Origin of the sequence: Chryseobacterium defluvii, from assembly GCF_003634775.1 — a bacterium.
Taxonomy (GTDB): domain Bacteria; phylum Bacteroidota; class Bacteroidia; order Flavobacteriales; family Weeksellaceae; genus Chryseobacterium; species Chryseobacterium defluvii.
The window spans coordinates 434,336-448,738 of record NZ_RBXB01000001.1; the positions used below are offsets into that span (position 1 = coordinate 434,336).

Here is a 14,403-nt window from a genome sequence, read left to right on the forward strand (position 1 = left end):
TTGCATTAGTTATAATGATAAGATAGATTTTCCAGCTCATATTTTGGGTTTTATGGTTATCTCAAATATATAAATAATATAAAAAAAGATATTAGCAATTGAATTTCAATAGTTTTTTCCTGAATTCATCGATCAGACTTATCAATTACAAAAAGTAACTAATGCGATATATATGTTTTAAATTTGTTTGGTTTTTCAGACCTAACAATTGAAATTATGAAAAATTTTGAGCTCTCTGTTCTGGATCTTGCTCCCGTAAAGCAGGAAAAGACTATCCACGATACCTTTCAGGACAGTTTATCATTAGCTAATTACGTAGAAAATTTAAATTATAAAAGGTTCTGGTTGGCTGAACATCATAATATGGCGAGTATCGCCAGTTCAGCCACCTCTGTTCTCATCGGGTTTATTGCAAACGGAACAAAAAGAATAAGAGTCGGCTCCGGAGGAATTATGCTTCCAAATCACAGTTCTTTAGTGATTGCAGAACAATTTGGAACCCTGGAATCTCTTTTTCCCGGAAGAATTGATCTGGGATTGGGAAGAGCACCGGGAACGGATGGTTTGACGGCGCAGGCTTTAGGAAGAAATCCGGCCATTATCAATGAACAATTCCCTAGGCAAATTTTAGAATTACAGCGATATTTTTCAAAAGAAAATTCAGAATCTTTGGTTCGGGCTATTCCGGGAGAAGGGCTGGATATTCCGTTGTATATTTTAGGCTCTAGTACAGACAGTGCTTGGTTGGCTGCAGAATTAGGGCTTCCTTATGCTTTTGCCGGGCATTTTGCTCCTGAACAAATGGAAATGGCTTTCAATATTTACAGAGAACATTTTGAGCCTTCTAAACAATTGGATGCTCCTTATATTATGGCTTGCGTCAACGGAATTGCTGCAGAAACTTCTGAAGAAGCGCATTGGCTGTCCACCACCTTGTTTCAGGCATTCATCAATATTGTAAGAAACGACAGAAAACCTTTTGCACCCCCTGTTGAAGATATGGATGAAATCTGGTCGCCGATGGAAAAAAGTGCTGTTTTACAAAAATTAAGATACAGTTTTATCGGAAGCCAGCCTGAAATTGAAGAAAAATTAAAAAACTTCCAGGAAAAATTCAATGTGGATGAACTGATCATCAATTCCCATATTTATGATCATCAGAAAAGACTGGATTCTTACAGAATTTTCAGGGAAGCAGCCAACTCTCTATTCAAAGCGTAACAAACCGTTTATATAAATTGGCACATGCCTGTTTTTATGAGTATCTTTGCAAAAATTTAAAAAGTAAAAATGTCTGATATTAAATTAAATACTATTCCAGAGGCAATCGAAGACCTTAAAAATGGTAAAATAATCATAGTAGTGGATGATGAGGACAGAGAAAACGAAGGAGATTTTCTTTGTGCTGCGGAATTAACGACTCCTGAATTAATCAATTTTATGGCGGTTCACGGAAGAGGGTTGATCTGTATGCCGCTTCCTGAAAAAAGATGTGACGAGCTTGGCCTGGATATTATGGTAAGCAGAAGCAGTGATCCTAAAGAAACAGCTTTTACCGTATCTGTTGACCTTTTAGGAAACGGAACTTCTACCGGTATTTCTGCAGGTGACAGAGCAAAAACCATTTTGGCTTTGATGGATGAAAAATCAAAACCAACGGATTTTATGAGACCGGGACACATTTTCCCGCTTCGTGCTAGAAAAGGAGGGGTGTTGAAAAGAGCCGGACATACGGAAGCTGCCATTGATTTGACTCATTTGGCAGGTTTAAAAGAAGGAGGAGTGATCTGCGAGATCATGAATGAAGACGGAACCATGGCCCGTTTACCTGAATTGTACGTATTTGCACAAAAACATAATATCAAAATTGTTTCTATTGAAGATCTGATCCATTATCAGCTCAAAAAAGGAAATCTTGTGGAGAGAATTGAAGAAAGAAAAGTGAAAACCCACTATGGAGAATTCGATTTCTTTGCTTTCAGAGAAACTTCGAATGATCAGGTGCATTTTGCTATAACAAAAGGAAGCTGGACGGTTGATGAACCTATATTGGTAAGAGTTCAGTCTTCAGATTCTTATTTCGATGTATTAACGAGATTAAATAATGGGGAAAAGCCTCTATTGGAAAAAGTGACCAATATGATCAACGAAGAAGGAAAAGGAGCGATTATTTTTATCAATAACGTTTCCAATTCTGAAAATACGCTAAGAAAGTTACAGCAGTTCCTGAATTACCAGGACGGGCAGGAACAACATCCTACTTTAGCATATAACTACAGGGATTATGGAATTGGGACACAGATTCTAAAAAATTTAGGAATTAATAAATTCAAGGTAATCACTCAGAACCCAAATATCAAACCTCAGGTTGGAGGTTATGATGTAGAAGTAACGGAAATGGTTCAATTATAGAATGTGAATAGTGGATACTCAATTTTGCTTCACAATTGACGATTCGCTTTTTTACAGCTAATATAAAAAATGGCTTGATGTATCAAGCCATTTTTATTTCGTCAAAATTCCTGAAACCGTTCAGGAAATCTTTTATATTCATTCTTTTCTTTCCTTCCAGTTGAAGCTCTAAAGGATAGTAAATTCCGTCTTGGGTATAGATTTTAAATTCATTTTTTGAAATATCCAAAGTTCCGACAGGTTTTCCATGATCTGAAAGCTCAAATTTTCCGCCATAGATTTTCAATCCTTTTTCCTCTTCTCCAATTTTTAAAGTGGTAAAAGCGGCAGGATAAGGAGACATTCCTAAAATAAACTGATGAACCGTTTTGGATGGTGCATCCCAGTTAATCCTTGTATCTTCTTTAAAGATTTTATAGGCATTTTTTGGATGTTCAACGTTGGGTTGAGGTTTTTCTACAATAGAATTTTCAGCTAAGCCATCCAGCGTTTTTACTACTAATTTGGCACCCATTTCCATTAAGCGGTCATGAAGGCTTCCTGCATTTTCGTCAGGTAACACTTCCAGTTCTTCCTGAAGCAGGATATTTCCCTCATCTATCTTCTCATTGATAAAAAAAGTAGTGGCTCCGGTTTTTTCCTCCCCATTAATAATGGCGTAATTAATAGGAGCTGCACCTCTGTAATCCGGTAATAAGGAAGCATGAAGATTGAAAGTTCCTATTTTAGGCATTTCAAAAAGAACTTTAGGCATCATTCTGAAAGCAACGACCACAAACACATCTGCATCCAGCTTTCTTAATTCTTCCAAAAATTCAGGATTTCTTAATTTTTCAGGCTGAAAAACAGGAAGATGATGTTCTGCAGCAAAAACTTTTACGGGGGACTGATTGATTTTTTGTCCACGACCGCTTGCTTTATCCGCAACTGTTACAACACCTACCACTTCATGATGAGACTTGTGAATAGCCTCCAATGAATTTTTGGCAAACTCCGGGGTACCCAGAAAAACGACTTTCAATGATTTCATGGTGCAAAGATAAGGGTTATTGAAGGATTTAAAAATTGAAAGATTAAAAGATTAAAGAATTGATACTGTCATTCTGAACGAAGCGAATGCGAAGTGAAGAATCTCAAAATTCTATAAATGACAAAATTTTATGCTAAAGTATACGTTCTGAAATTCAACATTTTTACCTTCCCCGAATCTAAAAGAAAAATTAAATTTTCCAGAATGTTTTCTTTAGGATGATAACTGAGTTGTACAGAAAGCTCTTCAATGGTTGAAGGTTTCTTAGCCAGCAAATCAACGATTTGAAGTGAAATGTTTTTCCCGAAAATAGACTGCTTATTCTGTTCGCAAACAGAACACTGATCACAATTTTTTGAATTCTTTTCTCCAAAATAAGAAAGAATAAGTCTCATTTTGCAGTACTCTTTATTTTCTACATAAAATTTCATTTCCTCCCATTTCTGGATTTTATTTTTCTGAATATGTTCGAAAAGATTCCAATAAGCTCCTTGGACAGCTCTCTCATCTCTTGGCTTTAAAAATTTTACACTGGACAATGCCCCATCCACATATTCCAGGTAATTTTTTTGATGAAGTTCCTTAAGGCGTTCCTTGATTAAAGGAATTCCAACCCCTATCTTGTTGCTTACCTGTTGTTCACTGAACATTACCTTATGAGAAGTGATACCTGAAACCGTACGAAGTAAAAGCTCAATGAAATAAGCGTCTTTCTGAGGCAATTGGTCAATTTCATCAGCCTGCATCAGCAATTCCAGGGATGATAAGCTTTTATTGTCATTGAAATAAATGATTTCCTGATTGTGAAGGAAATTTAAAACATTTTTTATCTTGGCAGTGGAGAGCTTGGTGAAATTTTGAATTCCGGCCATATTAAGCTGAAAGACTTTTTCCGGTAATTCATATTCTGCAATCTGGAAAATAGAGTAGAGATAGGTGATAATCTTCTGAAATTCAGATTTGCTTGGGGTCTGGTTTTTTAAGATCTGATCAAAATTTACGAGCTCCTGCTTATTCCAGAGCAAGAATGCAAAACTCTCTTTTCCGTCTCTTCCCGCTCTGCCAATTTCCTGATAATAATTTTCTAATGAAGAAGAGGGGGAAAAATGAATTACAAAACGTACATTGTCTTTATCTATTCCCATGCCGAATGCATTGGTAGAAATCAATACATGTTGGCTGCTGTTATTCCAAAGACTTTGCTTGGCATTTTTTTCTTTTGTTTTCAATCCGGCATGGAAGAAGTCTATGTTTTTTAGATTATTTTTCTGCAAAAATGCAGTAAGAAGCTCAGCTTCTTTTCTGGTTCTTACATACACAATACCGGAATTTGAATTATACTTTAAGATATCCAGGACTCGCTGAAATTTGTCAGAAACTTCGTCAGTGAAAATTTTAATATTTTTCCTTTTAAAGCTTTTCTGAAAAACATTAACGTTTTTAAGCTCAAGTTTTATTTTAATTTCTTCAAGAACTTTAGGAGTGGCGGTAGCTGTTAAAGCCAGACATGGTATCCCGGTATTATTTTTTCTGAACTCTTTTATGTTTTGATAACTTGGTCTGAAATCCTGCCCCCATTCGGAGATACAGTGAGCTTCATCTACTGCAATAAAAGATAACTGAATATCTTCAACATTCTGGAGAAATTGAGCATTACTCAATCTTTCCGGAGATATATAAAGCAATTTTATTAAGCCTTCTTTACATCGGTTGAATATCAGTTCTGCATCAACATCCTCCAATTCCGATGATAAATATTCTGCTTCAATGCCGCGATGCTTTAATTGGTTAACCTGATCCTTCATTAATGCCAATAAAGGGGAAATAACAAGGCAGACTCCTTCTTTTAATAAGGCAGGAAGTTGATAGCATAATGATTTTCCAGCCCCTGTCGGTAATAAGACCAGGGTGTCTTTTTCCGTAATAACAGAGTCAATAATTTCTTCCTGAGAATCTCTAAAACTATCATATCCCCAAAAGTGTTTGAGGGTGTCATATTTGAGTTGTTGGAATTCTTGAGAGGAAATCATAGGGTAAAAATAAGGAAAGTATGACAACAAAAAAAGTCATGCAAAGCATGACTTTTATATATTACATAATAAGTTTATTATTTTGCTTCGAAGTATACTCTTCTGTTCGCTCTGTTTTTCCATTCAGGACATTTAGTTGCAGGCTCACATTCAGGATACTTAAGATCTTTTTCACCTCTACCGATAGCGTTAAGCTTACCAGATTCAACACCGTTTTTGATTAAATAATCTTTAACATTATTGGCTCTTCTTTCAGATAATCTTTGGTTATAAGCATCAGAAGCTCTTGTATCTGTAGCTCCGATTACGTTATAAGAACCTGTTGAAGAGTTGATATAGTTAACAGCATTGTTAAGGATAGGAGTATTAGATGGTAAAATTCTATCTGAATTCAAGTCGAATTCGATTCCTTCTAAAGTTCTTTCCTCTTCTTTCACTGGTCCGGCAGTTGTTGTTGGACAACCGTTGTTTTCAACTGGTCCAGGAACAGTTACACATTTATCGTAAAGATCAATTACTCCATCCAAATCAGTATCAAGAGCAACACCAGCACCATCAACTCTAGCACCTGCCGGAGTATCAAGTTGTCTGTCCCAATCATCACAAACGCCGTCATTATCAGCATCACCTTTCTTACAAACTTCGATATCCTGATTTTTGTTAGCCAAAACATCTAGCTTGTAATAAATTTCCTGTAATGGGTCATGCCACATTAGGTGGGATTCGTGCTTTCCTAGCTTTAAGGAAACCCCTAAAGTTGCATTGAAGAAATTATCAGATACCTGCTCTTCACGCTTGTTGATATCGCTATATGCAGAGCCTCCGCCATCAAACTCATCATCACCAGTAACCGCATACATTACTCTACCTTCAATGTCAATTCTTCTGTTTACCTTATATTTAAGACCTGCTCCGGCCTGTGCAAACATAGAACCTAGTTTGAACGGTTTAACCTCAGTAGCTAATCTTTGTCCGTTTTCGTCTTTCTGATAAGCTCTGTAAGCTAAAGTTCCAATACCTGCATATCCGTGTAATGCCCATCTGAAAGGAGAATGATTGTCAACTCTTCTTAAAAGATTAGAGAAGTTGATGTCTCCTAATAATGAGATCGCATCATACTGAGTTCTTGCACCCACTTGTTGATATGCGGAAGCATTGGCAGGAGCGGCATCTTTAGTATTGAACCATCCTTGTCTGGTTTCCCCTCTGTCATACTGTAATTTTAACCCAAAAGCATGAGTAATAGCTTTGTCAATACTTACATATGCAGAATAGCCGAAAAGGTTTTTACCATTACCATTTTTAATAGATGTTAAGTCTGCCGACTGAACGAAAGGTACACCTACACCTGCTGAAATTGACCAGTCATTAAATCTTTTAGAGCTATTGGTAAACGGAGATACATTAGCAGAACCTGAAGAAAATGTGTTAGGATATTCTCCAGTTGAAACTGCTGTTGAGTCCTGTGCATAACTAGCAGTAGGTATTGCTAAAGCTAATGCGACAATTGCTAAACTTAATTTCATAGTGTATTTTTTATTTAGTTAATTAAATGATTTTTATTTTGCTTGAAAGTAAACTCTTCTGTTTGCTTCATTTTTCCATTCAGGGCATTTTGTTGCCGGGTCACATTCAGGATATTTTAAATCTGATTCTCCACGACCTTCTGCAACAAGCATGCTGGAAGAAACTCCTTTATCCGTTAAATATTTCACAACAGCATTAGCTCTTTTTTGTGAAAGATTCAGGTTATATGTGTCTGATCCTCTGGTATCTGTAGCTCCGATTACTAAATATTTGCTATTAGAATCTAAGGTTTTGATAATATCAGCAGCATGATTTAGTTTCTCAAAAGATTGAGGTCTTATCTTATCGCTGTTTAATTCAAACTCTATACCTTGGAAATCGGAATTAATTGTTTCTATTGTTGAAGCTGTGTTTGCTGGTGCCGGTGCAGCAGTGGTTGGACAACCATTGTTGTCAGCTGGCCCCGGAACGGTTACACACTTATCATATAAGTCGATAACACCATCAAGGTCCATATCTAAAGCAACACCCGCTCCGTCAACTCTTGCGCCAGCAGGAGTATTAAGCTCTCTGTCCCAATCATCACAAACTCCGTCATTGTCATTATCTCCTTTTTCACAAACGACAAGTTCAGTCGTTGCATTCTCTAATACATTAGCTCTGTAATAAGCTTCTTGTAAGGGGTCATGCCAAGCTAAGTGAGAAAGGTGTTTTCCTAATTTGAAAGATAGTCCTAAGTTTACTGTCCACAGATTATCAGACCTTTTGTCATTAATCATGTTATACTTGGAGACTTTTGAAGAAGGATCATAGTCTGCAGGACCTGCATTTCCACCGCCGTCAAATTCATCATCACCACTGATGATGTACATGGTTCTTGCTTCAATGTCAATAAGCCTGGATACTTTATACTTCAAACCAATACCTCCCTGGTAAAAGAATGAACCAATGTCTAGCTTTTTGTCAATAAACAACGGGATTCTAGCTGGAGATGTACTCCATCTGAATTCATTGTTGTCATGCAGGGAAGTGTTGAAATTCATGAAACCGATACCTGCATAACCATGTAAAGCCCATCTGTAAGGAGAATGATTATCTACTCTTCTTAATAAGTTAGAAAAGTTAATGTCTCCCATTAAAGCAACCTGATTATACTTTGTGGTAGCAGTAGCTATACCACCCAATACTCCTGCAGTACCCTCAAGTTGAGCCTGCTGTTTTGTTTCACCTCTTTGATAGATTAAGCTTAATCCAAAAGTATGGGTGATTTGCTTATCTAAACTCACGTATGCATTATATCCCCAGTTTACTTTCTTATCATAAAAAGAAGTAAGGTCTGAGTGTACCATGAATGCAGCTCCACCACCAATGGAAATAGACCAGTCGTTAAATCTTCTGGCTGAATTGTTAAAAGGTTGAACATTGGCAGAACCTGAGGAAAAAGTATTCGGATATTCATTAGATGAATTTACTGCAATACTGTCCTGAGCATAAGTGGCAATAGGCAACGTGGCCAATAATAATAAACCTAATTTCATACAATATGTTTTATGTTTTCCTAGATAAATTTTTTAATAATATTTTAGAAAATTCTCTCTCAAAAAGATGTTTTTTATGAGGGACTTCTAATCTTTCTGATATAAAATTTAGTTCATTGTACGTAATGATGTCAATGTCTATGACTCGGTCTGTATACCCGCCTGAGACTCTTGAATCATCTATTCTTCCCATTTCAACCTCAATACCTTTAATGAAATTAAGTAGTTGAATTGGTGAAAGATCTGTCAATATTATTGTTGCAATATTACAAAAAATATTGGAACTAACAAATTCTACAGGTAGTGAAATTAATATTTCACTTTTTTTTAATATTTCAATATTGCCGCTTTCGAGCTTTTCCATAGCGACTTCCAGGTTTTTTTGGGGGTCTCCCAAATTACTTCCCAGTAACAAAACGACTTTTTGTTGCGACATATTGTTGAAATGATTGATTTATGAAAAGTTTTTTTAAAAGTGTCTTGGCAAATATAGTAGCAATTCTCATACTGTGTGCCGTATTTTTCTTCTTTTTTATAATGATGCTGGTGTTCAGTTCCATGGGAGGAGAGAAGGCTATCATTAAGAAGAATTCTATATTGACCATCAATTTAAAAACCAATATTATTGATAGTCCGACTGAAGAACAGAATGATTGGTTCGATATAAAAAGCCAAAATAAAAATGTGTTAATCTATGAAGCACTTGAGGCCATTAATAAGGCCAAAACAGACGATAATATTAAAGGAATAAGTATTGAAGCTGATGACCTGCATGCGGGAATTACACAAATTGACGATTTGAGAAGTGCTATTGAGGATTTTAAAAAGAGTGGCAAATTTGTATATGCGTACGGAAATGTAGTTTCACAGTCTTCTTATTACTTAGGGTCTGTTGCAGATAAATACTATTTGAACCCTTCCGGAATGATTGAACTGAAAGGATTGGCTACAGAAGTTACATTTTTTAAAGATTTTGCTGAAAAATATGGTATTGGAATTGAAGTTATCCGTCATGGAAAATTCAAATCTGCAGTAGAACCTTTCCTGAGAAATGATATTTCTCCCGAAAATAAAGAACAGCTAAGCACTTTATTAAATGACATCTGGAAAAATACCTCTACAAGAATTGCCTCTTCAAGAAAGATTGATACAGCTCAATTCAGAACCGTTGTTGATAGCTTATATGGAATGATTCCTGAGCAAAGTTTAAAATACAGACTGGCTGATAAGCTAATTCAGAAAACGGAGTATGACGAAATGATGAAGTCTCAGCTGAATTTAAAGGAGGATGATAAATTGAATAAGGTTTCATTAGGGAAATATATCAGCTCTTATGCTGATGAAAATAAGTCTGGGGACAAAGTGGCGGTATTATATGCTTCAGGATCTATCAATAATGGAGACGAGTATAATGAAATTTATTCTGAAAAATATATTAAATATATCAAAGAGCTTCAGGAGAATGATAGAGTGAAAGCTGTTGTATTCAGAATTAATTCTCCCGGAGGAAGTGCGAATGCTTCGGATGAGATCTTGTTTGAATTGCAGCAATTAAAAAAGAAAAAACCATTGATTGTTTCATTTGGAGATTACGCAGCTTCCGGAGGATATTATATTGCTATGGCAGCAGATAAAATTTATTCCGAACCTAATACGCTTACAGGGTCTATCGGTGTTTTCGGGGTAATCCCTTATTTTAAAGATATTGCCAATAAAAACGGAATCCGCTCAGATATTGTTTCCACTAATGCCAATTCACAGTATTATTCATCCCTGAATGGAGTTACTCCTTATGGCGTTAGTTTAATTACCAGAAGTGTGGAAGGAACTTATAAAAGATTTGTTCATTTTGTAACACAAAACAGAAAGCAAACCTTTGAGCAAATTGATAGCGTTGGAGGAGGAAGAGTATGGAGTGGTGTTCGCGCCAAAGAAATCGGTTTGGTAGATGAATTGGGGACTTTGAACGATGCGATTAAGTTTGCGGCTCAGAAGGCGGGGCTTACGTCTTATCACGTTGCCTCCTATCCTAAAAAAATGTCTCCGTTTGAGCAGGTTTTCAGCGATCTGAATGAAGAAGATATTTCTGCAAGAGTGATTAAAAATAAAATAGGCAAAGCCAATTATGAGATTCTTCAGCAGATTACAGATAAAAAGCTGCAGTCTGAAGTAAAAATGGAAATGCCCTACCAGATAAAAATTAACTAAACTATATTGTACACAAAAATCCCGGACTTGAATTTCAAATCCGGGATTTTATTTTTTTAAATATTTTTAGCTTTTCCTCGTTGCCATTCCGTAGATCCAGAGTACGATTAATGCTCCTCCCACTGCTAATAGCATGCTCCTGAAGTCAAAGTCGTCTACTGTTCCCCAACCCAGCATACTGCCAATAAATCCTCCGACAAAAGCTCCGACGATCCCTAAAATAATTGTTATTAGCCATCCTCCACCTTGTGTTCCCGGCATAATAAGTTTCGCAATTGCACCTGCAATAAGACCAAATATGATCCAAGTTAAAATTCCCATAGTCGTAAATTTTTTAAATTATTAATTGATTAATGCGTTTACTAATGTAAGGGAAAATATGATAAATATCATCTTTTCTTGAAAAAAGAGTCAACAAATTCTATACCATTGAATAATTGAAGGTCCTGCATCTTTTCGCCAACACCTATATATTTCACAGGAATTTGAAACTGATCGGAAATTCCTATAACGACACCTCCTTTGGCTGTACCATCCAGTTTGGTAACTGCTAATGCATTTACCTCAGTGGCTGCCGTAAATTGTTTTGCCTGTTCAAAAGCATTCTGTCCGGTGGAACCGTCAAGTACCAGTAAAATCTCATGAGGAGCATCAGGAATTACCTTTTGCATCACTCTTTTGATTTTTGAAAGCTCGTTCATTAAATTGATTTTATTATGAAGCCTTCCTGCAGTATCAATAATTACGACGTCTGCATCCTGCGCAACAGCACTTTGTACAGTATCAAAGGCAACAGAAGCAGGGTCTGAACCCATATTTTGCTTAACGATAGGAACGCCCACTCTTTCGCTCCAGATGGTTAACTGATCCACGGCGGCTGCTCTGAAAGTATCTGCAGCTCCCAGAATCACTTTTTTTCCTTCAGATTTAAACTGATGAGCCAATTTTCCTATGGTAGTGGTTTTTCCGACACCATTTACTCCTACCACCATAATTACATAGGGCTTTTTGGTGGTGTCGATATTTCCGGTTCCCGCATGAGGGTTTTCCAACAGTAAGCCTGTGATCTCTTCACGGAGTATTTTGTCCAGCTCACTTATACTTACATATTTGTCTCTGGCAACACGCTCTTCAATTCTTTCTATGATTTTAATAGTAGTTGATGCACCTACATCGGAAGCGATAAGCACTTCTTCCAGATCATCCAGTACTTCATCATCTACTTTGCTTTTACCGACTACGGCTTTCGTCATTTTTTCAAAGAAACCCTGGCTGGATTTTTCCAATCCTTTATCTAACGTTTCTTTTTCTTCTTTTTTGAAAATATTCTTAAACCAACTCATAGTTTTTCTTATTTATTAATAACTGCTGTAGCTTCTATTTCTATAAGTATATCATCTCTGAAAAGACGGCTTACTTCTATGAGGCTGCTTACAGGAGGGTTTTGAAGGTTGATATATAAATCCCGGACTTTTCTGAAGTCCGGTGTCTTCGAAATATCTGTAATGAAAATTCCTAATTTTACAATATTTTTTCCGGTAGCTCCATATTCTTTCAGAATATTTTCAATGTTTTTAAAAATCTGCTGGGTCTGCTTCGTAACGTCATTTCCAACCAAGTTACCTTCTGCATCTAACGGAGCCTGCCCCGACAAAAGAATCATAGTAGAATTTCCGCAGTCAATACTTACGGACTTTGATAATCCTTGAATGGTAAAAACTTTTGAAGAATTTTTATATTCTATATGGTTCATTGTTTTCTTCTGACTGAATGAAAATAGAAAAATTATTGTAAAACCGGAACAAGAATCTTTTTCATAATAAATTGATTAATAATCCGGTGAGCAAAGATAGCAAAAAAACTTCCTTAATTGAAGTTATCATCCGTTAAAATCAGAGCTCCACAATGTCTCCCATCCTTGCAATATGATATCCGTTTTTAAGGACTGTTTTGCTTTCTGGGCTATCCGGAATCAGTAGATTATTAGTATGGTTGAAGTGAATAAAATATACTCTCTTTTTCTCTTCCGGCTTCAGGTCTTTAAATAGCTCCATGCTTTCTTCCACTAAAGGGTGGGGAATAGTAGAAATATCCCGGTTCCCGATTTCATCTGCATTGTAAAATGTAGCATCAAGAAAGGCATAATCAACTTTTTTTACAAAATCTACAATATTATATTTCCACTTCTTCCATTTATCAATATCGGGAATGAATAATGCCTTTTTCTCAGGGCCTTCTATCACATATCCTACTGTTTCTGAAAATTCATCACGATGTGGTACCTGGATCGGTGTTATCTTTAAAGACGGACTTAAAACAACAGGTTTTTCGTTTTCCATTTTCTTGACCGTTATATTCTTTAGACTGATCAATTGTGACCATGGTCCATTGTTTTCCAGGAAAGAAGCAAATTTCGGCATGGCATAGACGGGAACATTTTTGGAAGACATAGCCTCTTTACCTAGATACATTAATCCTGTATAATGGCCTATGTGGGCATGGGTTATGAAGACTCCGTCTACTGTTCCTGATGTTTTATTGTTTTGCTGTAACATTTGCAGCTGATAGGTAATATCGGGACTGGCATCAAAAATGTAATTTTTTTGAAGTCGGTGATCCATTACACCAATAGAGATTATTTTTCTCTTCAAATCAGGCTCGCGCCATAGTTTTTCACAACATTTCTTTTGGCATCCTATCTGTGGGGAACCTGCGTCCTGAACATTGCCCAGAACGATCAGTTGCACTCCTGTTTTGTGGACAGCGGGTTGTTTTAATGTTGACTTACTACAGGAATTGCTTATGTATAAAAGAGCAGATATATACAATAGGAGTTTTTTCATCATGTATTTTCTTACGAAAATAAGTATTTGAATAGAATAAAAAAAAACTACCCGGATTCCGGGTAGTTTTTATATTGTAAATAAAGTGTGGATTATTTTTTCAAATAACCGTCTACTTCGTCTGCATTCATTACTTTTTCTTCGAAAACGTAAGCACCTGATTTAGATGACTTCACCATTTTCACAACTTTAGTCATTTTTTTTGACTGACCGCTTTGTAGGGTTGCTACTACTTTCTTTGCCATGGTAAATTATATTTTATAAATTACTTGATTTCTTTGTGAACAGTATATTTCTTAAGAACAGGATTATACTTTTTAAGTTCTAATCTCTCCGTAGTGTTCTTTTTATTTTTAGTAGAAATGTATCTTGACATTCCTGGCATACCGCTTTCTTTATGCTCTGTACATTCAAGAATTACTTGAACTCTGTTTCCTTTTTTTGCCATGATTTCTTAATTATTTAATAAATCCGTTTCTTGCTGCTCTTTCAAGAGCTTCTTCAATTCCAATCTTGTTAATCACTCTCAATCCATGAGCTGAAACTTTTAACGTTACGTGCTTATCTTGCTCTGGAAGGTAAAACTTCTTCTCCAATAAGTTAATTTCAAAACGACGCTTCGTTTTGTTATTAGCGTGAGAAACGTTGTTACCAACCATTGCACGCTTTCCTGTTATTTGGCAAATTCTTGACATATCTCGATGTTCTTATTTGTATAATATTTGAGAGTGCAAAATAACGAAGAATTTTTTAGATAGACAAATGTTTTAAAATTTATTTTCCAAATAGTTAAGATTATTTTTTTAATAATTGAG

The 14,403-nt window shown here is 36.1% G+C and carries 15 protein-coding genes; 3 read left to right on the forward strand and 12 right to left on the reverse strand.

The annotated features are described in order from the left end of the window. Positions 1 to 216: 216 nt before the first annotated feature. Both BCF58_RS02045 and ribB read left to right on the forward strand, forming a co-directional pair. Entirely contained in the window at positions 217 to 1,221 is a 1,005-nt protein-coding gene (locus tag BCF58_RS02045) for an LLM class flavin-dependent oxidoreductase (protein ID WP_121460131.1), read from the forward strand. A 69-nt stretch (positions 1,222 to 1,290) separates the two neighbouring features. Further along, a complete protein-coding gene (gene ribB, locus BCF58_RS02050; protein WP_121460132.1) occupies positions 1,291 to 2,412 on the forward strand; it encodes a 3,4-dihydroxy-2-butanone-4-phosphate synthase in 1,122 nt (373 codons plus the stop codon). 82 nt (positions 2,413 to 2,494) lie between these two features. Here ribB and fmt read toward each other — a convergent pair whose 3' ends face one another. From fmt to folK, 5 genes are all read right to left on the reverse strand, one after another. Further along, positions 2,495 to 3,442 carry a methionyl-tRNA formyltransferase gene (fmt, locus tag BCF58_RS02055; RefSeq protein ID WP_121460133.1) on the reverse strand — a complete coding sequence of 316 codons (948 nt, stop codon included), beginning with the start codon at positions 3,440 to 3,442 and terminating at the stop codon, positions 2,495 to 2,497. A 128-nt stretch (positions 3,443 to 3,570) separates the two neighbouring features. Next, on the reverse strand, positions 3,571 to 5,472 hold the full coding sequence (locus BCF58_RS02060) for a RecQ family ATP-dependent DNA helicase (protein WP_121460134.1): 1,902 nt from the start codon (positions 5,470 to 5,472) through the stop codon (positions 3,571 to 3,573). A 77-nt stretch (positions 5,473 to 5,549) separates the two neighbouring features. Next, a complete protein-coding gene (locus BCF58_RS02065; protein WP_121460135.1) occupies positions 5,550 to 6,998 on the reverse strand; it encodes an OmpA family protein in 1,449 nt (482 codons plus the stop codon). A gap of 33 nt (positions 6,999 to 7,031) precedes the next feature. Next, the gene (locus BCF58_RS02070; protein WP_121460136.1) at positions 7,032 to 8,537 is read right to left on the reverse strand and encodes an OmpA family protein; all 1,506 of its coding nucleotides are present in this window, start codon (positions 8,535 to 8,537) and stop codon (positions 7,032 to 7,034) included. Positions 8,538 to 8,547: 10 nt separating this feature from the next. Then, the gene (folK, locus tag BCF58_RS02075; protein WP_121460137.1) at positions 8,548 to 8,973 is read right to left on the reverse strand and encodes a 2-amino-4-hydroxy-6-hydroxymethyldihydropteridine diphosphokinase; all 426 of its coding nucleotides are present in this window, start codon (positions 8,971 to 8,973) and stop codon (positions 8,548 to 8,550) included. 20 nt (positions 8,974 to 8,993) lie between these two features. Here folK and sppA point away from each other — a divergent pair, with 20 nt between their 5' ends. Then, entirely contained in the window at positions 8,994 to 10,745 is a 1,752-nt protein-coding gene (gene sppA / locus BCF58_RS02080; protein ID WP_121460138.1) for a signal peptide peptidase SppA, read from the forward strand. Between the two features lie 66 nt (positions 10,746 to 10,811). On the opposite strand, the gene BCF58_RS02085 is transcribed toward sppA, so the two are convergent. From BCF58_RS02085 to rpmB, 7 genes are all read right to left on the reverse strand, one after another. Continuing rightward, positions 10,812 to 11,066, reverse strand: a complete 255-nt coding sequence (locus tag BCF58_RS02085; RefSeq protein ID WP_121460139.1) for a GlsB/YeaQ/YmgE family stress response membrane protein — start codon at positions 11,064 to 11,066, stop codon at positions 10,812 to 10,814. 68 nt (positions 11,067 to 11,134) lie between these two features. Continuing rightward, on the reverse strand, positions 11,135 to 12,088 hold the full coding sequence (gene ftsY, locus BCF58_RS02090) for a signal recognition particle-docking protein FtsY (RefSeq protein ID WP_121460140.1): 954 nt from the start codon (positions 12,086 to 12,088) through the stop codon (positions 11,135 to 11,137). A gap of 8 nt (positions 12,089 to 12,096) precedes the next feature. Next, positions 12,097 to 12,498 carry a RidA family protein gene (locus tag BCF58_RS02095; RefSeq protein ID WP_121460141.1) on the reverse strand — a complete coding sequence of 134 codons (402 nt, stop codon included), beginning with the start codon at positions 12,496 to 12,498 and terminating at the stop codon, positions 12,097 to 12,099. Between the two features lie 139 nt (positions 12,499 to 12,637). After that, positions 12,638 to 13,591 carry an MBL fold metallo-hydrolase gene (locus BCF58_RS02100; protein ID WP_121460142.1) on the reverse strand — a complete coding sequence of 318 codons (954 nt, stop codon included), beginning with the start codon at positions 13,589 to 13,591 and terminating at the stop codon, positions 12,638 to 12,640. Between the two features lie 89 nt (positions 13,592 to 13,680). Next, positions 13,681 to 13,833 (reverse strand): DUF4295 domain-containing protein, encoded by a 153-nt coding sequence (locus BCF58_RS02105; protein WP_002976755.1) that lies wholly within the window; start codon positions 13,831 to 13,833, stop codon positions 13,681 to 13,683. A 20-nt stretch (positions 13,834 to 13,853) separates the two neighbouring features. After that, positions 13,854 to 14,036: a 50S ribosomal protein L33 gene (gene rpmG / locus BCF58_RS02110; protein WP_053327078.1), complete on the reverse strand. Its 183-nt coding sequence runs from the start codon at positions 14,034 to 14,036 to the stop codon at positions 13,854 to 13,856. Positions 14,037 to 14,046: 10 nt separating this feature from the next. Further along, complete coding sequence (gene rpmB / locus BCF58_RS02115) at positions 14,047 to 14,283, reverse strand: 50S ribosomal protein L28 (RefSeq protein WP_121460143.1); 237 nt, start codon at positions 14,281 to 14,283, stop codon at positions 14,047 to 14,049. Positions 14,284 to 14,403: the final 120 nt, after the last annotated feature.